A 20,504-nucleotide genomic window follows, 5' to 3' on the forward strand; every position below is an offset into this window, starting at 1 on the left:
AAGATCTATGAGCCTTAATCCGAGAGACGTTGTCGTCATTGATTGCGTGCGGACTCCGATGGGCCGCGCCAAAAACGGCTGTTTCCGCAATGTACGTGCAGAAACCCTGTCGGCAACCCTGATCGACGCACTGTTCGAGCGCAATCCCAAGCTCGATCCGAAAGAAGTGGAAGACGTAATCTGGGGCTGTGTGAACCAGACCCGAGAGCAGGGCTTCAACGTGGCACGCCACATTTCCTTGCTGACAAAAGTGCCCCACGAAGCCGGTGCCCAGACAGTTAACCGTCTGTGTGGTTCTGCCATGAGCGCGATTCACACCGCGGCCCAGGCGATCATGACCGGCAACGGTGACATGTTCGTGGTGGGTGGTGTCGAGCACATGGGCCACATTGGTATGACCGACGGGTTTGATCACAACCCGGCGGCGTCTAAGTACACGGCCAAAGCTTCCAACATGATGGGCCTGACAGCAGAAATGCTGGCCAAGATGCACGGCATCACCCGTCAGCAACAGGACGAATTCGGAGCGCGTTCCCATCGGCTGGCGCAGGAAGCCACCGATGAGGGCCGTTTCAAGAACGAAATCGTCCCTATAGAAGGGCACGATGAGAACGGTTTCAAAGTGCTGATTGAGCACGACGAAACCATCCGCCCGGAAACCACCGCTGAATCATTGGGCCAGTTGCGCCCGGCGTTTGATCCGAAAAACGGCACGGTAACAGCCGGTACGTCATCGCAGCTCACCGACGGTGCAGCAGCGATGATATTGATGTCTGCCGAGCGTGCCCAAGCCCTTGGCCTCAAGCCGATGGCGCGGATTGTGAGCATGGCGGTAGCGGGCGTTGACCCGGCTATTATGGGTTATGGCCCGGTCCCTGCGACCAAGAAAGCGCTTAAGCGTGCCGGTCTGAAAATCGAAGATATCGATTTTTGGGAGCTGAATGAGGCCTTTTCCGGGCAGTCCTTGCCGGTGTTGAAAGATCTCAAGCTGATGGGTGTCGTGGATCAGAAAGTGAATCTCAACGGCGGCGCTATTGCACTTGGTCATCCGCTGGGTTGCTCTGGTGCGCGCATTTCAACCACGCTGCTGAATATTATGCAGGCCAACGGCGGTAGATACGGTGTGTCCACCATGTGTATCGGCTTGGGCCAGGGTATATCGACGGTGTGGGAGCGGCTGTGATTACCTGTGAATCCTAGCTGACGTTTAACAACAAGGCCCGGCAACTAGCCGGGCCTTGTTGTTTATCAAAATGAAAAAAGTTGTTTATCCGGACGAAAAAAAGCCGGTTGGAAAACAAAGAATGGGTTGTCTTGCTATTCTTGACCCTGTAAAACAGTGAGCCTATACATGTCAGCGGCAAGGTTGTTTTTATAGCCGCCTGATTTTACAGCGAGTTTGCGGTTTGCTGCACAACTGACCGATTTACCGCCAAGGATACAGATCTCCGATATGGGTAAAAGTCTCGTAATTGTCGAGTCGCCAGCGAAAGCGAAGACCATCAACAAGTATCTGGGGGACGACTTCATTGTTAAGTCGTCCGTCGGGCACATTCGTGATCTTCCAGTTAGCGGCAGCGGGTCCACCAGCGACCCCAAAGAGCGTGCTCGCCAGGCCGCCGTCACGCGTAAATTGAGCCCTGAAGATAAGGTGGTGCACAAGAAGCGTAAAGCGCGTGAACAGCTGGTAGCCCGCATGGGTATAGATCCGGATCACGACTGGAGCGCGCGCTATGAAATTTTGCCGGGTAAAGAAAAGGTCGTTAATGAGCTGAAACGACTGGCCAAGTCTGCCGACCACATCTATCTGGCAACGGATTTAGACCGCGAAGGTGAGGCCATAGCCTGGCACCTTCAGCAAACCATTGGCGGCGAGCCGGAAAAATACCGGCGCGTTGTTTTTAATGAAATTACCAAACGCGCTATTCAGGGCGCCTTCAAAGACCCCGGCAAGCTGGACACCGATATGGTGCATGCCCAGCAGGCACGGCGTTTCTTGGACCGCGTAGTCGGTTACATGGTGTCGCCACTGCTTTGGGCCAAGTTGGCCCGCGGTCTGTCCGCCGGCCGTGTGCAATCGGTTGCGGTAAAGCTGATTGTTGAGCGTGAACGGGAAATCCGCAAGTTTGTGCCGGAAGAGTACTGGCAGCTGTTTGCAGGCCTCGCAACCACAAGCGCCAAGCAGCCGGTGCGTTTCGAAGTTACCCGCTACAACGACAAACCCTATCGCCCGGTTAACGAAACCCAGAGCAATGACCACGTAACGCGTCTCAAAGCGGGCGAGTTTGCGGTGGCCAAGCGTGAAGACAAACCAACCCGTTCGCGCCCGGGTGCTCCTTTTATTACGTCGACTTTGCAGCAGGCCGCCAGTAACCGCCTGGGCTTCAGTGTTAAGAAAACCATGATGCTGGCCCAGCGTTTGTATGAAGCCGGGTACATCACCTACATGCGTACTGACTCCACCAACCTGAGCCAGGATGCCGTTAACAGCAGTCGTGAGTATGTAGAGTCTACCTTTGGCAAAGAGTACCTGCCGGACAGCCCCCGCATCTATGGTAGCAAGCAAGGTGCTCAGGAAGCTCACGAGGCTATCCGCCCGACCGAAGCGACCCGAAAGGCGGTATCTATTACCGGTATCGAGAAAGACGCCGAGAAGCTTTACGACATCATTTGGCGCCAGTTCATCGCCTGCCAAATGGCCGACGCCGAATTTCTCAGCACGTCTATCGTCGTGGCCAACGGCGATTACGAGCTGCGCACCCGGGGTCGCATCAGCAAGTTTGAAGGCTTTTTGAAAGTTGCACCCCAGGCGTCGAAAAAAGACGAAGACGTTGCGCTGCCCGACATCCGTGTCGGCGAGAGCCTCGGCCTGGACAAGCTCGATCCCTCCCAGCATTTCACCAAGCCGTCACCGCGCTTCACTGAAGCAAGTCTGGTGAAAGAACTCGAAAAGCAGGGTATTGGCCGACCTTCTACTTACGCGTCTATTATTTCGACCATTCAGGACCGTGGTTACGTGCGCCTGCAAAACCGTCGCTTTTACGCCGAAAAAATGGGCGAAATTGTGACTGAAAGGCTGTGTGAATCTTTCAGTAATCTGATGGATTACAGCTTTACCGCACAGATGGAAGGTGATTTAGACCATATTGCCGACGGCAATGTGGAATGGAAAAAAGTTCTGAATGATTTTTATGGCCGTTTCCGAAAACAACTGGAAGTGGCCGAGGCGAATGACGAAGACGGCGGTATGCGTTCTAACGAGCCTACGGAAACCGACATTCCGTGCCCTACATGTGGCCGTAACATGCAGATTCGCGTTGCCAGCACCGGCGTTTTCCTGGGCTGTTCGGGTTACTCGTTACCGCCAAAAGAGCGTTGTAAAACCACTATTAACCTGGTGACCGGTGACGAAGTGGTCAGCGCTGAAGAAGACGTGGAAGGTGAGGGCGAAAGCCGCCTGTTACGGATGAAGCGCCGCTGCCCCAAGTGCAGCACGGCTATGGACAGCTACCTGGTAGACGAAACCCGCAAGCTTCACGTGTGTGGTAATAATCCGGATTGCTCCGGCTATGAAGTCGAGCAGGGCAGTTTCCGTATTAAGGGTTATGATGGCCCGACGTTGGATTGCGACAAGTGCGGCAGCGAAATGCAGCTGAAAACCGGTCGTTTTGGCAAGTATTTTGGCTGTACCAATGAAGAATGCAAAAACACCCGTAAGCTGCTGAAAAGTGGTGAGCCTGCACCGCCCAAGATGGATCCGGTGGCGATGCCGGAGTTGCAGTGCCAGAAAGTGGATGACATCTATGTGTTGCGTGATGGTGCGTCCGGCATGTTTCTGGCGGCAAGCAAGTTTCCCAAGAATCGGGAAACCCGTCCGCCGCTGGTGCTGGAAATTAAACCCCACCGCGACGAGATTGATCCCAAGCACAACTACTTGATGGAAGCGCCTGAGCGCGATCCTGAAGGTAATCCGTCAGTGATCCGCTACAGCCGGAAAACCAAGGAGCAGTACGTAATGTCGGAAAAAGACGGCAAAGCGACTGGCTGGTCGGCTTGGTATGTGAGCGGCAAGTGGCAGCCTAAACAGAAATAAGTTGGGCGGGTTGAGTTATGAAGCAATGGGCAGGTGAAAACCCGCCCATTGCTGTTTGCAGAGACTAAAAAATTTACAAAGATGAAAATCCCCGCCTTCTGAATCTGAGCGCTTTATATTTTCGGGCGCAAGCGCTCGATCAGCGACGAGGTATCCCATCGTTCGCCACCCATCTGCTGTACATCTCCGTAAAACTGGTCCACCAGTGCCGCTACCGGCAGTCGCGCGCCGTTTTTTCGCGCCTCTTCCAGGCAAATGGCCAGGTCTTTACGCATCCAGTTCACCGCAAAACCGTGTTCGAATTCACCGGCAATCATGGTACCGGACCGGTTTTCCATTTGCCAGGACTGAGCCGCTCCCTTTGAGATTACCTCAACGACTTTGCTGGCGTCAAGGCCAGCCTGTTCGGCAAAGTGCAGGGCTTCTGACAGCCCCTGAACCAGTCCCGCAATGGCAATCTGGTTGACCATTTTTGTCTTCTGGCCCGCCCCTGCCGGCCCCATAAGATTCAGAGCTTTAGAGTAAATACTTAACACGGGTTCTGCTTTTTTGAAGTCGCTCCTGCTGCCACCGCACATGACGGTCAGTTGGCCCTTTTCGGCGCCTTGCTGTCCGCCAGACACGGGCGCATCGATAAAGCCGGTTTGTTGCTGTGCAGCCCATTCGGCCAGGCGTTCGGCAACCATGGCTGAGGCGGTGGTGTGGTCAATCAGTAGCGTTCCCGGGGCGGCATTGGCGAGAATGCCGGTGTCGCCTTCATACACTGCCAGTAAGTCATCGTCGTTGCCTACGCAGGTAAGAACAATGGTGCTGCCCTGAACCGCCTCGGCGATGCTGGCGCAGGCCTTGCCGTTGTAATCTTTTGCCCACTGCTGGCTTTTGCTGCTGGTACGATTCCACACTCGGACATCGTAGCCGGCAGCTGCCAAATGCCCGGCCATGGGATAGCCCATAACGCCAAGACCAATAAAGCTCACGGTTGTCATGATTTGCTCCTCAGGATTGGTACAAAACAAAAAAACCGCTAAAGCTAGCGGTTTTTCTGATATTTGCTCAGGGTGTTTGCATCACTGAATCAATCTTTCGGGTAATCGCGTTTGGGCGAGCCCGTGTAAAGCTGGCGCGGACGACCAATGCGGTATTCGTTGCTGACCATTTCGTTCCAATGAGAAAACCAGCCGATGGTGCGCGACATGGCAAAAACAACGGTGAACATGGACGTTGGAATGCCGATTGCTTTCAGAATCAGGCCAGAGTAGAAGTCTACGTTCGGGTAAAGCTTGCGCTCAACAAAGTACTCGTCTTCGAGGGCGATTTTTTCCAGGCGCTTGGCGATGCGCAGCAGCGGATCGTTTTCCAGACCCAGTTCTGTCAACACTTCGTGAGCTGTTTCAGCCATTACCTTGGCCCGCGGGTCAAAGTTTTTGTACACCCGGTGACCAAAGCCCATCAGGCGGAAAGGGTCGTTTTTGTCTTTGGCTTTGTCGATGAAGGTTTCGATATTGGCTTCATCGCCAATTTCGGCCAGCATGGCCAGAACCGCTTCGTTTGCACCGCCGTGAGCGGGCCCCCACAGTGCCGCAATGCCCGAAGCCATGCATGCGTAGGGGTTGGCACCGGTAGAGCCTGCCAGGCGCACGGTAGAGGTGGATGCGTTCTGCTCGTGGTCAGCGTGCAGAATGAAAATCTTGTCCATGGCGTTGGCCAGAATCGGGTTTGGCTTGTATTCCTCACACGGGGTGGCAAACATCATCTGCAGAAAGTTTTCGGCGTAGGTCAAGTCGTTACGCGGGTAAATAAAGGGTTGGCCCATGCTGTACTTGTAACACCAAGCTGCAATGGTGGGCATTTTCGCGATCAGGCGGTGGCCGGTAATTTCGCGCTGGTGCTCATCGGTTACGTCCATCTGGTCGTGATAGAACGCCGATAAAGCGCCCACTACGCCGCACATAATGGCCATTGGGTGCGCGTCACGGCGGAAACCGTTAAAGAAATTGCGCATTTGATCATGCAGCATGGTGTGGTTTTTGATGGTTTCGTGAAATGCTTTGTTTTCTTCTGCAGTGGGAAGTTCTCCGTGCAGCAGCAACCAACAAAGTTCAAGGTAATCAGAATGTTCTGCGAGCTGCTCGATTGGATAGCCGCGGTGCAAAAGCACGCCCTTGTCGCCATCAATGAAGGTGATGGCTGACTCGCAAGCCGCTGTAGATACAAAGCCGGGATCGTAAGTGAATATGCCTTGCTGGACCAGGCTCCGTACATCGATAACGTCTGGGCCGACGGTGCCTGAGTAAACCGGTAGCTCGAGGGACTTGTTGCCCACTGTCAGCGTGGCTTTCCTGTCGGTCATGGTGCTCTCCTGTTTAAAAGCGTGTCAGCTTTTCAGAGTTTAAGAATGCGCGAATAAGGCGCGTATTATCGCAAAACTGGCGGCAAAATATAGGCTGATCGCTTTCTTTGTCAACAAAAGGCTAAGCAAAACCTAAAAAAGCTCGATAACGTCAATGAGGGAATGCCGGTACTCGTTATGGCGCTTGCAGGGCTTTGTTGTCAATAAGCCTTTTGTCTTGACATACATTCGTTTACTGGCAATGATTTGCGTCAATTGCAGGTTTGTAATTAATTCGCTTACTCCTTATAATCTTTAGCCCGGAATTGGGGGTTTAGCCGACCGTGGCGCCTTTCCCAACGCAACCTTGCCAGTGCGCAACGAGCTGTCGGGAAAAAATCCCCTCATACCCTGAGCCAATCGTGTGTCAGTCTCGTATCTGCACATTGATCCTTATATACCAATCACCTGCGTCCGGCTTGCCGGCTCCGCGGCAACAAAGAGAGTGTGAGAGCGCTGTGAATAGTAAACGACCAGTAAATCTCGATCTCGGCAAGTTTCATTTTCCATTGCCAGCCATTACCTCCATATTGCACCGCGTCAGCGGCATCATCATTTTTGTCGGTGTAGCGTTCATGCTTTATGGTCTGGATCTTTCTCTATCTGGGGAAGAGGCTTACGGCCATGTGAGTGAATTGCTGAACAGCTTCCTCGCCAAGCTGATTGTCTGGGGCATTTTGTCGGCCCTGATATATCACCTGGTGGCAGGCATCAGGCACCTGCTTTTGGACATGGGTATTGGTGAAGAGTTGGAAAGCGGCCTGGTGGCTGCCAAAGTGACTCTGGCCGTTGCCGTAATTCTGATTGTACTTGCAGGAGTTTGGATATGGGCAATGTAAGTAGTGTAACCAATCTGGGCCGTAGTGGTGTTGCAGACTGGCTAATGCAACGTGTTTCGGCCTATGTTCTGGCACTGTACACAGTGGTTCTTTTCGTCTTCATTATTGCCAATCCTGGCATGAGCTACGACACCTGGGCAGGCCTGTTCGGCCAAACCTGGATGCGTATTTTCACGCTGATGGCTCTGCTTTCGATTGGCGCACACGCTTGGGTTGGTTTGTGGACAGTAACGACTGACTATATGAAATCAGCCTTACCACGCTTTCTGGTGCAGGCCGCGTGCGGTCTGACCATGTTCGTGTATGTGGTTTGGGGTATTCAGATCCTGTGGGGGTTTTAATTAATGTCTAACATCAAGACCATGACCTTTGACGCCATCGTGATTGGCGGCGGCGGTGCCGGTATGCGCGCAGCGCTGCAGTTGACTGAAACCGGCGTTAAAGCCGCGTGTATTACTAAAGTGTTTCCAACCCGTTCGCACACTGTGTCTGCCCAAGGTGGCATTACCTGTGCGATCGCCAGCGCAGATCCCAACGACGACTGGCGCTGGCACATGTATGACACCGTTAAGGGGTCAGATTACATTGCTGACCAGGACGCAGTTGAATATATGTGTTCGGTAGGACCGCAAGCTGTATTCGAGCTTGAACACATGGGTCTGCCATTCTCGCGCACCGAGCAGGGTCGTATTTATCAGCGCCCGTTTGGTGGTCAGTCCAAAGGGCCGAATGATTCTACCCAGGCAGCTCGCACCTGTGCGGCGGCCGACCGTACCGGTCATGCGCTCCTGCACACGCTGTATCAAGCCAACCTGAAGGGTGGTACTACCTTCCTGAATGAATGGTATGCGGTAGATCTGGTCAAAAACGCGAAAAATGAAGTTGTTGGTGTTGTTGCCATCGAAATCGAAACGGGCGAAGTGGCATACATCAAAGCCAAAGCAACGGTTCTTGCGACCGGCGGCGCTGGCCGTATTTATGCCTCTACCACCAATGCCCTGATTAACACCGGCGACGGTATCGGCATGGCCCTGCGTGCCGGCTTCCCGATGCAGGACATGGAAATGTGGCAGTTCCACCCCACCGGCATTTACGGTGCGGGCACGCTTGTGACCGAAGGCTGTCGGGGTGAGGGCGGTTACTTGATCAACTCCGAAGGCGAACGATTCATGGAGCGCTACGCGCCCAATTCCAAAGATCTTGCAGGCCGTGACGTTGTTGCACGCTCTATGGTTATCGAGATTCTTGAAGGCCGCGGCTGTGGTCCTGAAAAAGATCACGTTCTGCTGAAGCTCGACCACCTGGGTGAAGAGACCCTGAATCTGCGTTTGCCGGGTATTTGTGAACTGTCGAAGACCTTTGCCCACGTAGATCCGGTGAAAGAGCCTGTTCCTGTTATTCCAACCTGTCACTACATGATGGGCGGTATTCCGACGAACGTCGGTGGTCAGGCGCTGACTCAAGACGATGACGGCAAAGATCAGCCAATTCGTGGTTTGTTTGCCTGTGGTGAAGCGGCTTGTGTTTCAGTTCACGGTGCCAACCGTCTTGGCGGCAACTCGCTTCTGGACCTGGTGGTGTTTGGTCGTGCAGCTGGCTTGCACATTGAAGAGCAGTTGCGCAACGGTTTTGACGTAGACGGCGCCAGTGACGCCGATATCAAGCGCGCCATGGCGCGGCTTGATCGTTTGGCTAACGCGACCGAAGGTGAGCACGTGGCGGCGGTTCGTAAAGATCTGCAAACCTGCATGCAGCTGTATTTCGGTGTGTTCCGTGACGGTGAAAGCATGGATAAAGGTCTGCAGCTGCTGAATGAAATCGGTGAGCGTGTTCGCAACACCCGCCTGACCGACACCAGCAACGTGTTCAATACCGCGCGTATTGAGGCGTTGGAGCTGGATAACCTGTTTGAAGTTGCTTACGCCACTGCCGTATCAGCGGTAGAGCGAAAGGAAAGTCGCGGTGCTCATGCCCGCAACGACTTTACTGAGCGTGACGACGAGAACTGGCTGAAGCACTCGCTTTATTTCCCGCTGGACAAGCGGGTTGGCAAGCGCGATGTTAACTTCTCGCCGAAGACTGTCGACACATTCCAGCCGACGATTCGGTCGTATTAAGGGGACGAAGACTATGTTGGTAAGCCTTTATCGTTACAACCCGGAAGCAGACAACGCCCCGTTCATGCAGGATGTCGAGGTTGAACTTCCGAAAGGTAAAGACCTGATGGTGCTGGACGTGCTCAATCTGCTGAAAGAAAAAGACGTCACCCTGTCGTACCGGCGGTCATGCCGTGAAGGCGTGTGCGGCTCTGACGGCATGAACATGAACGGCAAAAATGGCCTGGCGTGCATCACGCCGGTGTCTCAGGTGATCAAAAAAGACAAGCTGGTATTGCGTCCGTTGCCTGGCTTGCCGGTCATCCGTGATCTGGTTGTGGATATGAGCCTGTTTTACAAGCAGTATGAAAAGGTCATGCCGTACTTGGTCAACGATCAGCCGGCGCCCGCTATAGAGCGTTTGCAGACGCCGGAAGACCGTGAAAAGCTCGACGGTCTTTATGAGTGTATACTATGCGCATGCTGTTCCTCGGCTTGCCCGTCGTTCTGGTGGAACCCGGATAAGTTTATTGGCCCCGCAGGCCTGTTGCAGGCTTACCGCTTCCTGGCGGACAGCCGTGATACCGCCCAGGCCGAGCGTTTGGCTGATTTGGACGATCCGTTCAGCGTGTTCCGTTGCCGCGGCATCATGAACTGTGTCAGCGTGTGCCCGAAAGGCCTTAACCCGACCAGGGCTATTGGCCATATTCGGAACCTGTTGCTGCAGCGTGCAACTTGAGCGGCAAAATGTAATACAGACGCTATACTGTGTCTGGTGAGTATGATTCTTGAAGGCCTCGCCAATTTGGCGGGGCCTTCAACCAAAGGCGTATAGTCAATAGTCTGGTACCGGTTCAGACTTCGTGTGCCGTGATTGTTAGCCGTTAAGTGGCTCGCACTGCGTCGCTAAGTATAAAAAATTTCGGGGAAAGCAGGCATCCGTTCCGGATGTGGCGGCCAAAGTCGACAGCGTAAAAACCCGTATTGACTGGCATGAGGCACTGGCCGACCATTACGGCTTCCCGTACCAGCCCAAGGTGAGCTATTCAAAATGCACGAAAGCATCATGGAGCAGTTGTGGCAAACTTCCCATCTACAGGGAGGTAATCTTGCCTACGTTGAACAGCTTTTTGAAACCTATCTTTCAGACCCTAACGCTGTCCCTGAAGAGTGGCGTAGCTACTTCGACAAACTTCCCAGCGTCGATGGTTATCAGGGCAAAGACATTGCCCATTCCGCAATTCGTGAACAGTTTAAGCATATCTCCCGCAATCAGCGTTTTCTGGCCGGCAACGCTGCGCCAGCAGGTGCCGTACCTGATGCGGACAAAAAGCAGACACACGTACTTCAATTAATTAACGCATACCGCTTTCGGGGTCACCAGCATGCGAAGCTGGACCCGCTGAATGTTAAACCGCGTGAACTGGTTGAAGATCTTGACCCGGCTTTTCACGAGCTTTACAACGCCGATAACGATATCGAGTTCCAGACTGGCTCGCTGAGTTTCGGTTCTGAAACGATGAAGTTAGGCGACATCATAAAAGGCCTGCAACAGACTTATTGCGAGAGTATTGGTGCAGAATACATGCACATCGTCGACACTCGCATCAAGCGCTGGTTCCAGCAACGTATGGAGCCGATTCGCTCCAATCCCGGTTTTGAGGCCGACACCCGTATTCATTTGCTGGAGCGCCTCACCGCCGCCGAGGGCCTGGAAAAATACCTGGGTTCACGCTACCCCGGCGTTAAGCGCTTCGGCCTTGAAGGCGCAGAAAGCCTGATTCCCTGCCTTGACGAAATTATTCAGCGTGCCGGTTCCGGTGGCACCAAAGAAATCGTTCTGGGAATGGCTCACCGTGGCCGTCTGAACGTGTTGGTCAATATTCTGGGTAAAAATCCGACAGAAATCTTTGACGAGTTCGAAGGCAAAAAACTGGCGGACTCGGGTTCCGGTGACGTTAAGTATCACCAAGGCTTCTCATCCAACGTGATGACCCCGAGTGGTGAGGTTCATCTGGCCTTGGCCTTTAACCCTTCGCACCTGGAAATTGTGTCTCCGGTGGTTGTGGGCTCTGTTCGCGCTCGCCAAACCCGCCGCGAAGATAAAGACGGCAAGCAGGTTTTGCCGGTTATCATGCACGGCGATGCTTCGTTTGCAGGCCAGGGCGTGGTGATGGAAACCTTCCAGATGTCACAGACCCGCGGTTTTGGTACTGGCGGCACTGTACATATTGTGATCAACAACCAGGTTGGCTTTACCACCAGCAAGAAAGAAGACGCTCGTTCTACGGAATACTGTACAGACATCGCCAAAATGGTACAGGCTCCGATTCTGCACGTGAACGCAGACGACCCGGAAGCGGTGTTGTTTGTAACCCGAATGGCAATGGACTATCGCACCGAATTTAAAGGCGACGTGGTTATTGACTTGGTGTGCTACCGCCGTCGTGGTCACAACGAAGCCGACGAGCCTGCCGCTACTCAGCCGATGATGTACGAGAAAATTCGTAAGCTGAAAACCACGCGCAACATCTATGTAGATAGCCTGATTGATGCTGGCGTCGTGAGCGAAGACCACGCCAAGCAGATGGAAAATGATTACCGCACGGCTCTTGATAATGGTGAGCACGTAGTCAAAGCGTTGGTTAAAGAACCAAACGCCAAACTTCATGTTGACTGGACTCCGTATCTGGGACACGAGTGGACAGCCAAATGCAAGTCTAGCGTGCCGCTGAAGACCATTCAAAAACTGGGCAAAAAACTGAGTGAAGTGCCCGAAGGTTTCAGTATCCAGCGTCAAGTGTCTAAAATCGTGAAGGATCGTGACAAAATGACGGCCGGCGCCTTGCCTCTTAACTGGGGTTACGGCGAGATCATGGCTTATGCAACCTTGTTAAACGAAGGCTATCCGATTCGTATAACGGGGCAGGATGTGGGCCGTGGTACTTTCTCCCACCGTCACGCCGTATTGCATAACCAGAAAGATGGCTCTACGCACATTGCGCTGACCCATCTGTCAGACGATCAGCCCAAGTTCGAGCTTTACGATTCTCTGCTATCCGAAGAGGCTGCACTGGCCTTCGAATACGGCTATGCGACCACATCGCCTAGCGCGCTGGTTGTCTGGGAAGCGCAGTTTGGCGACTTTGCCAATGGTGCCCAGGTGGTAATCGATCAGTTCCTGACCAGCGGTGAGCACAAGTGGGGCCGTCTGTGTGGTCTTACCATGTTGTTGCCCCATGGTTATGAAGGTCAGGGCCCAGAGCATAGCTCGGCGCGCATTGAGCGCTTCCTGCAGCTGAGTGCGGAACAGAACATCCAGGTGTGCGTACCCACAACGCCGTCGCAGGTGTTCCACATGCTGCGCCGACAGGTGAAACGCCCGGTTCGTAAGCCATTGATTGCAATTACGCCAAAGAGCCTGTTGCGCCATAAAGAAGCTATTTCCAGCCTGGACGACCTGACTTCAGGTACATTCCAGACCGTGCTGCCGGAAAAAGAACCGTCTGATGCGAAAAAAATCACTCGGGTTATTCTTTGCAGCGGTAAGGTCTACTATGAATTGCTGGAGAAGAAGAAGGCCGACGAGCGTAACGACACGGCCATTATCCGTATAGAGCAGCTGTATCCGTTCCCGGGTGAAGATCTGGACGAATTACTGGCGGGATTCAGCAAGCTTAAGCACGCTGTCTGGTGCCAGGAAGAACCGATGAACCAGGGCGCCTGGTATAGCAGCCAGCACCATATGCGCAACGCGCTGCAACGGCTGAACCCTAAACTGCACCTCGAATATGCGGGTCGTGATGCCTCGGCTGCACCCGCGGCCGGCCACATGTCTGTGCACATCGAACAGCAGAAAAAACTGGTTAACGACGCATTTGAAGTCTGACAAGCTACCGAGCCATCAAACTTGCGAGCTATCGAACTTCCGAGCTATCGAACAAAGGAACCGTAATGTCTACAGAGATTAAAGCCCCCGTATTCCCGGAGTCGGTCGCAGAAGGTACTGTCGCGACCTGGCACAAGCAGCCGGGTGAAGCCTGCGCGCGCGATGAGCTGATCGTTGATATTGAAACCGACAAAGTGGTGCTGGAAGTTGTTGCACTGGCTGACGGTGTCATCGAAGAAATCTTGAAAAACGAAGGCGACACCGTAGAGAGCGGTGAAGTGATCGGAAGATTCAAAGCAGGCGCTGCTGGCAAGTCCAAGGGCTCCGACAGTAAAGACGCGGCTGAAAGCAAAGAAAAAGCCGAAAGCAAAGATCAGGGCGGCGAAGCGGCGTCGTCATCAGATGCGATTCTGAGCCCGGCTGCGCGCAAGCTGGCCGACGAGAACAACGTTGAGCCAAGTGCATTGAAAGGCACTGGGAAAGACGGTCGGATTTCTAAAGAAGACGTTCAGAGCCACATTGATAACGCCAAGTCTTCTGGTGGCTCTTCGGCTGCCAAGCCTGCCGCTGCGCCTGTAGCCGAGATCAGTGCCGGTGAGCGTATTGAAAAACGCGTTCCCATGACTCGCCTGCGCGCCAGCATTGCGAAGCGCCTGGTCAATGCACAACAGAGCGCTGCTATGTTGACCACCTTTAACGAGGTGAACATGGGGCCGATCATGGAACTGCGCAAGCAATATAAAGAAAGCTTCGAAAAGCGTCACGGTATTAAGTTGGGCTTTATGTCTTTCTTTACCAAAGCCGCGACCGAAGCCCTGAAGCGCTTCCCTGCGGTGAATGCGTCCATAGACGGCAACGACATGGTTTACCATGGCTACCAGGACATCGGTGTGGCGGTATCCACCGAGCGCGGTTTGGTGGTTCCGGTATTACGTGACGCTGACGCAATGAGCCTTGCCGACGTTGAGAAGAAAATTGTCGAGTACGGTACCAAGGCTAAAACGGGCAAACTGGGCATTGATGAAATGACCGGCGGTACCTTCACCATTACCAACGGCGGCACCTTTGGTTCCCTGTTGTCGACGCCTATTCTGAACCCGCCACAAACGGCGATTCTGGGTATGCATAAGATCCAGCCACGTCCGATGGCGGTGAATGGTCAGGTGGTGATACAGCCCATGATGTACCTCGCGCTGTCTTATGACCACCGCATGATTGACGGCAAGGAAGCAGTGCAGTTCCTGGTTGCCATCAAGGATATGCTGGAAGATCCCGCGCGTATCCTGCTGGACGTATAGGCACTCCACTTATCGAATCGGAATACAGGATTAACTATGGCTGACAAGTTTGATGTAATCGTAATTGGCGCCGGCCCCGGTGGTTATGTGGCTGCAATCAAGGCCGCGCAACTGGGCCTGAACGTCGCCTGTGTAGAAAGCTGGTCTTCTGACGAAGGCAAGCAGGTGTTGGGTGGAACCTGCCTTAACGTAGGTTGTATTCCGTCCAAGGCACTGCTGGAGATTTCTCACAAGTACGAAGAAGCAAAACATGGTTTCGCCGATCAGGGCATCATCGCCAACGATGTCACTATGGACATCGGTAAATTGATGGAGCGTAAGAGCGGCATTGTTAAGCAGCTGACCAGCGGCATCGCGGGCCTGTTCAAGTCAAACGGTGTTACCTCGATTTATGGTTACGGCAAGCTGCTGGCAAGCCGGCAGGTGGAAGTGACTGATAACGACGGCAAGACCAAGACCTATGAAGCCGATAACGTTATTTTGGCGACAGGCTCTCGTCCGATTGAGATTCCGCCAGCGCCAAAAACCGAAGGTTATATCACCGACTCTGAAGGCGCTCTGGAATTTACCGAAGTGCCCAAGCGATTGGGTGTGATTGGTGCCGGCATTATCGGTTTGGAGCTGGGCAGCGTTTGGGCCCGCCTGGGTTCTGAAGTGACCCTGTTGGAAGCCCAGGATACGTTCTTGCCAGGGGTAGACCAGCAGATTGCCAAGGCCACGTTGAAAGAGTTCCAGAAGCAAGGTCTGAATATTGTAATGGGCGGCCGTGTAACGGGTGCCGAGGTCAAGCGCAAGCTGGTCTACGTAAGTTACGAAGACAGCAAGGGCAAGCAGGAGCTGATGGTCGATAAGCTGATTGTGGCTGTTGGCCGTCGCCCCTATGCGGACAACCTGCTGGCAGCAGACTCCGGTGTGAACATGGACGAGCGCGGTTTCGTATCCGTGGACGATCACTGTAAAACCGACGCCCCGGGCGTTTGGGCGATTGGTGACTTGGTGCGCGGCCCGATGCTGGCCCATAAAGCTTCTGAAGAAGGCGTTATGGTTGCTGAACGCATTGCCGGCCATAAACCACAGGTCAACTATGACTGCATTCCCAATGTCATTTACACCGCTCCGGAAGTCGCGTGGGTTGGTAAGACCGAAGAGCAGCTCAAGGCTGACGGTGCAGCCTATAAAGTTGGGACCTTCCCGTTTGCGGCAAACGGGCGCGCCATGGCTGCCAATTCGGCGGTGGGCATGGTGAAGATTATTGCGGACGAGAAAACCGACCGCATTCTGGGCTTTCATGTGTTAGGCCCAGCGGCGTCTGAAATCGTGGCCCAGGGCGTTATCGCCATGGAGTTCGGTTCCAGCGCAGAAGATCTTGCGTTGACCTGTTTTGCTCACCCGACTTTGTCTGAGTCGGTGCACGAGGCAGCTCTTGCAGTTAACGGTGGTGCAATTCACGTTGCCAATCGTCGCAAGAAGAAATAGTAAGCCAGAAAGTCATGGGGCGCCGTAGGGCGCCCCATGACTTTTAGAGACTCTTGTTTTAGAAGCTCTGGTTTTAACGACTCTGGTTTCCGTAGACGCAATCGTTGGGCCGGTGTTATCAGGGTCCATCAAGATGGATTTGTCGCTAGCGGGTTTATCCCACAGGTGTTTATCCTTCATCAAAAAGCAGGACATAAACTATGAATTTGCACGAATATCAGGGCAAGCAGCTTTTCGCTGAATATGGCTTGCCTGTATCACAGGGCATTGCCTGTGATACCCCGGATGAAGCAGTAGCAGCTGCAGAAAAGATTGGCGGTAACAGCTGGGTTGTCAAAGCTCAGGTTCACGCCGGTGGCCGCGGTAAAGCCGGCGGTGTAAAGCTGGTTAAAAATACCGACGACATTCGTGCCTTTGCCGAGCAGTGGCTGGGCAAGAAGCTGGTTACTTTCCAGACCGACGAGCACGGCCAGCCGGTTAGCAAAATTTTGGTTGAATCACTGACTGACATCGACCAAGAACTGTATCTGGGCGCGGTTGTAGACCGTGGTACCCGTCGTATCGTGTTCATGGCTTCCACCGAAGGTGGTGTTGAAATTGAAACGGTTGCGGAAGAAACTCCGGAAAAAATCCTGAAGGCCGAAATCGATCCGCTGGTAGGCGCACAGCCTTACCAGGGCCGCGAACTGGCATTCAAACTGGGCCTCGAAGGCAAGCAGATCGGCCAATTCACCAAGATTTTCATGGGCTTGGCGAAGTTGTTTGAAGACTACGATCTGGCGCTGTTGGAAATCAACCCGCTGGTTATCACTCCGGCCGGTGACCTGCATTGCCTAGATGCCAAAATTGGCGTGGATGGCAACGCTCTGTACCGTCAGAAGAAGCTTCAGGCTATGCGCGACCCGTCACAGGAAGATTCCCGTGAAGCCGAAGCTGCAGCCTGGGAATTGAACTACGTAGCGCTGGATGGCAACATCGGCTGCATGGTTAACGGTGCTGGTCTGGCCATGGGTACCATGGACATCATCAAGCTGGCTGGCGGACGCCCGGCTAACTTCCTGGACGTTGGCGGCGGTGCTACCAAAGAGCGCGTAACCGAAGCGTTCAAAATCATCCTGTCTGACGATGCCGTGCAAGCCGTACTGGTAAATATCTTCGGCGGTATTGTACGTTGCGACATGATTGCTGAAGGCATCATTGGCGCGGTTAAAGAAGTCGGCGTAAAAGTGCCTGTAGTTGTTCGCCTTGAGGGCAACAACGCTGAATTGGGTTCCAAGGTGCTGGCAGAAAGCGGTTTGAACATCATCGCCGCCAGCAGCCTGGCCGATGCCGCAGAACAAGTCGTTAAAGTCGCGGGAGGCAAATAATGAGCATTCTGATCAATAAAGACACCAAAGTAATCTGCCAGGGCTTTACCGGTTCCCAGGGTACATTCCACTCCCAGCAGGCTATTGAATACGGCACCAATATGGTCGGTGGCGTAAGCCCAGGCAAAGGCGGCACCGAGCACTTGGGCCTGCCGGTGTTCAACACCGTACGTGAAGCTGTAGAAAAGACCGGTGCACACGCGACCGTGATCTACGTTCCGGCTCCGTTTTGTAAAGATGCCATCATTGAAGCGGCAGATGCCGGCATCGAGCTGATTGTGTGCATCACCGAAGGTATTCCTACCATCGATATGCTGTACGCCAAAGAGTACGTTGATCGCAAAGGCGTACGTATGATCGGGCCCAACTGCCCGGGCGTTATCACTCCGGGCGAGTGCAAGATCGGCATCATGCCGGGCCACATTCACAAGCCGGGTAAAGTCGGTATTGTGTCGCGCTCTGGCACTTTGACCTACGAAGCCGTCAAGCAGACCACAGATTTTGGCTACGGCCAGTCTACCTGCGTTGGCATCGGCGGCGATCCGATTCCGGGCTCCAACTTCATCGACATCCTCAAGCTGCTGCAAGAAGATCCGCAGACTGAAGCGATTGTGATGATCGGCGAAATTGGTGGCACCGCGGAAGAAGAAGCCGCAGCTTACATCAAAGAGCACGTTACCAAGCCGGTGGTTTCTTACATTGCCGGTGTGACAGCGCCCCCAGGTAAGCGTATGGGCCACGCCGGTGCCATTATCTCTGGTGGCAAGGGCACCGCAGACGAGAAGTTTGCCGCTCTGAACGACGCCGGTGTAAAAACCGTGCGCAGCCTGGCCGACATTGGTAAGGCTCTGAAAGAAGTGACCGGCTGGTAAAACCCGCGGTCATTTTTAAAAACCCCCGTTTCTGTTCTGCAGGGCGGGGGTTTTTTGCTTATAATGCCGGGTCGCCTGGCGTAATATGGCGCCACTTGTATTTCATCAAAAGGAGTTCTTGCTTTGAGTTCTGTAGATTCCCAGCAACGGATATTGTCGGGCATGCGTCCGACCGGCAAGCTTCACCTTGGCCACTACCACGGTGTGCTTAAAAACTGGGTGAAACTCCAGCATGAATTCGAGTGCTTCTTCTTTGTTGCCGATTGGCATGCGCTGACCACGCAGTACGACGATCCGTCTAACATAGAACAAAGTGTGTCGGACATGGTTATTGACTGGCTGGCTGCCGGGGTTAACCCGGGTTCATCCACGATGTTTATTCAGTCCCAGGTGCCTGAGCATGCCGAGTTGCACCTTCTTCTGTCGATGATCACGCCTTTGGGTTGGCTTGAACGCATTCCGACCTACAAAGACCAGCAGGAAAAGCTGCGCGAGAAAGATCTCGCTACCTACGGGTTTTTGGGGTATCCACTGCTCCAGTCGGCCGACATTCTGATGTATCGGGCAGGGCGTGTACCGGTGGGTGCCGATCAGGTTTCCCACGTTGAAATCACCCGTGAAATCGCACGTCGCTTCAATCATCTTTATGGCCGTGAGCCTGGCTTCGAAGACCAGGCCGAGGCGGCCATCGTGAAAATGGGCAAGAAAAACGCCAAACTCTATCGCAACCTGAAGAAACGCTATCAGGAAGAGGGCGATCTGGATTCGCTGGAAACGGCCCGTGCCCTTTTGAAAGAACAGCAGAATATTTCCTTGGGCGATCGCGAACGCCTTTATGGTTACATTGAAGGCGGCGGTAAAGTGATTTTGCCAGAGCCTCAGCCATTGTTGACGCCTGAATCAAAACTGCCAGGGTTGGACGGGCAGAAAATGTCCAAATCCTACAACAATTACATTGGCCTGCGGGAGGCGCCGGACAGCGTAGCGGCGAAAGTGCGCACCATGCAGACTGATCCGGCGCGGGTGCGTAGAACCGACCCGGGCGAGCCGGAAAAATGCCCGGTGTATGCCATGCACAAGGTTTATTCCGATGCCGACACCCGCAGTTGGGTGGAAATTGGCTGTCGCAGCGCCGGCATCGGCTGCCTGGACTGCAAAAAACCGCTGATTGATTCCATTGTGGAAGAGCAGCGGCCATTGCACGAACGTGCGGCCGAGTACGAAGGCAATCCGGATCTGATTCGTTCCATTCTGGAGGAAGGTCGCGAACGCGCTCGCGACGCAGCTCGCGACACCCTGGACGAAGTGCGGTCTGCCATGGGCCTGAGCTATCGTTGAAGTGCTTACTGGCCCGGCAGCCCCGGCAGCCCCGGCAGCAAAGCCAGAGGGCGTAAAGCCGCCGCATCTCGCTCTAATAGCGGGAAAACCGCTGGCGCAGTTACCGCTGGATCTTTATATCCCGCCAGACGCTCTGGCGGTTTTTTTGGACGCGTTTGAAGGCCCCCTGGATTTGTTGTTGTACCTGATTCGGCGTCAGAATATGAACATTCTGGAAGTCGACGTCAGTGCCATTACGCGCCAGTATATGGAATACATTGCCGTTGTAGAGTCCATGCGATTTGAGCTTGCGGCGGAGTATCTGGTGATGGCGGCCACGCTGGCCGAAATCAAGTCCCGGATGCTGTTACCGCGGCAGCAGATTGAAGAAGACGAAGAAGACGACCCACGGGCAGAACTGATTCGCCGTTTGCAGCAGTACGAGCGTTTTAAAAAAGCGGCAGAAGACATAGATAAGATGCCGCGCCAGGAGCGGGATATCTTTGTTGCCGATGCCGGTATGCCAAAGCTTCCCTCGGTACGCAGCCATCCTGGGGTGGCTATGGCGGAGATTTTACTGGCATTGGAAACCGTGCTCAAGCGTGCAGACATGTTTAGCAGCCACCACGTTGAGCGAGAGAAGCTGTCGACCCGTGAGCGCATGTCGGCGATTCTGGCTCGGCTGCAACAAGGCGGTTTTATTCGTTTCGAAAGCCTGTTCCTGCCGGACGAAGGGCGTCTGGGGGTTGTTGTCAGTTTTTTGGCAATGTTAGAGCTGGTAAAAGAGCAGCTGGTTGAGTTGGTTCAGGCTGATCCGTTTGGCCCCATTCATTTGCGGGCGCGGGTTGCGGTCTGAAAACCCTGAATA

Annotated in this window: 15 protein-coding genes; 13 read left to right on the top strand and 2 right to left on the bottom strand. The window is 53.9% G+C overall.

Annotated features, from left to right (window positions below):
• The first annotated feature begins 7 nt into the window (after positions 1-7).
• The gene (gene fadA / locus ATI45_RS03240) at positions 8-1,183 is read left to right on the top strand and encodes an acetyl-CoA C-acyltransferase FadA (RefSeq protein ID WP_098418252.1); all 1,176 of its coding nucleotides are present in this window, start codon (positions 8-10) and stop codon (positions 1,181-1,183) included.
• 270 nt (positions 1,184-1,453) lie between these two features.
• Positions 1,454-4,093 carry a type I DNA topoisomerase gene (gene topA / locus ATI45_RS03245; RefSeq protein WP_098418253.1) on the top strand — a complete coding sequence of 880 codons (2,640 nt, stop codon included), beginning with the start codon at positions 1,454-1,456 and terminating at the stop codon, positions 4,091-4,093.
• Between the two features lie 113 nt (positions 4,094-4,206).
• Here topA and ATI45_RS03250 read toward each other — a convergent pair whose 3' ends face one another.
• Together ATI45_RS03250 and gltA are read right to left on the bottom strand one after the other, a co-directional pair.
• Positions 4,207-5,079, bottom strand: coding sequence for an NAD(P)-dependent oxidoreductase (locus ATI45_RS03250; protein WP_179888379.1), 873 nt, complete (start codon positions 5,077-5,079; stop codon positions 4,207-4,209).
• Positions 5,080-5,168: 89 nt separating this feature from the next.
• Positions 5,169-6,443 carry a citrate synthase gene (gene gltA / locus ATI45_RS03255; protein WP_098418254.1) on the bottom strand — a complete coding sequence of 425 codons (1,275 nt, stop codon included), beginning with the start codon at positions 6,441-6,443 and terminating at the stop codon, positions 5,169-5,171.
• A gap of 497 nt (positions 6,444-6,940) precedes the next feature.
• Here gltA and sdhC point away from each other — a divergent pair, with 497 nt between their 5' ends.
• The 11 genes from sdhC (at position 6,941) to ATI45_RS03310 (ending at position 20,492) form a co-directional block, all read left to right on the top strand.
• Positions 6,941-7,321 carry a succinate dehydrogenase, cytochrome b556 subunit gene (gene sdhC, locus ATI45_RS03260; protein WP_098418255.1) on the top strand — a complete coding sequence of 127 codons (381 nt, stop codon included), beginning with the start codon at positions 6,941-6,943 and terminating at the stop codon, positions 7,319-7,321.
• Positions 7,309-7,662 carry a succinate dehydrogenase, hydrophobic membrane anchor protein gene (gene sdhD, locus ATI45_RS03265; RefSeq protein WP_098418256.1) on the top strand — a complete coding sequence of 118 codons (354 nt, stop codon included), beginning with the start codon at positions 7,309-7,311 and terminating at the stop codon, positions 7,660-7,662. Before sdhC ends, sdhD begins: the two co-directional genes overlap by 13 nt.
• A 3-nt stretch (positions 7,663-7,665) precedes the next feature.
• Positions 7,666-9,438: a succinate dehydrogenase flavoprotein subunit gene (sdhA, locus tag ATI45_RS03270; protein ID WP_098418257.1), complete on the top strand. Its 1,773-nt coding sequence runs from the start codon at positions 7,666-7,668 to the stop codon at positions 9,436-9,438.
• Positions 9,439-9,451: 13 nt separating this feature from the next.
• Complete coding sequence (locus tag ATI45_RS03275) at positions 9,452-10,156, top strand: succinate dehydrogenase iron-sulfur subunit (RefSeq protein ID WP_098418258.1); 705 nt, start codon at positions 9,452-9,454, stop codon at positions 10,154-10,156.
• Between the two features lie 312 nt (positions 10,157-10,468).
• Positions 10,469-13,306, top strand: coding sequence for a 2-oxoglutarate dehydrogenase E1 component (locus ATI45_RS03280; RefSeq protein WP_098418259.1), 2,838 nt, complete (start codon positions 10,469-10,471; stop codon positions 13,304-13,306).
• 65 nt (positions 13,307-13,371) lie between these two features.
• Entirely contained in the window at positions 13,372-14,604 is a 1,233-nt protein-coding gene (odhB, locus tag ATI45_RS03285; protein WP_098418260.1) for a 2-oxoglutarate dehydrogenase complex dihydrolipoyllysine-residue succinyltransferase, read from the top strand.
• Positions 14,605-14,640: 36 nt separating this feature from the next.
• Positions 14,641-16,080, top strand: a complete 1,440-nt coding sequence (gene lpdA / locus ATI45_RS03290; protein WP_098418261.1) for a dihydrolipoyl dehydrogenase — start codon at positions 14,641-14,643, stop codon at positions 16,078-16,080.
• Between the two features lie 200 nt (positions 16,081-16,280).
• Positions 16,281-17,447 carry an ADP-forming succinate--CoA ligase subunit beta gene (gene sucC / locus ATI45_RS03295; protein WP_098418262.1) on the top strand — a complete coding sequence of 389 codons (1,167 nt, stop codon included), beginning with the start codon at positions 16,281-16,283 and terminating at the stop codon, positions 17,445-17,447.
• On the top strand, positions 17,447-18,319 hold the full coding sequence (gene sucD, locus ATI45_RS03300; protein ID WP_007351963.1) for a succinate--CoA ligase subunit alpha: 873 nt from the start codon (positions 17,447-17,449) through the stop codon (positions 18,317-18,319). The genes sucC and sucD overlap by 1 nt, the downstream gene beginning before the upstream one ends.
• A 123-nt stretch (positions 18,320-18,442) precedes the next feature.
• Entirely contained in the window at positions 18,443-19,657 is a 1,215-nt protein-coding gene (locus ATI45_RS03305) for a tryptophan--tRNA ligase (protein ID WP_098418263.1), read from the top strand.
• A gap of 1 nt (position 19,658) precedes the next feature.
• The gene (locus tag ATI45_RS03310) at positions 19,659-20,492 is read left to right on the top strand and encodes a segregation and condensation protein A (protein WP_098418264.1); all 834 of its coding nucleotides are present in this window, start codon (positions 19,659-19,661) and stop codon (positions 20,490-20,492) included.
• Positions 20,493-20,504 lie beyond the last annotated feature (12 nt).

Origin of the sequence: Marinobacter sp. LV10MA510-1 (assembly GCF_002563885.1) — a bacterium.
Lineage (GTDB): Bacteria > Pseudomonadota > Gammaproteobacteria > Pseudomonadales > Oleiphilaceae > Marinobacter.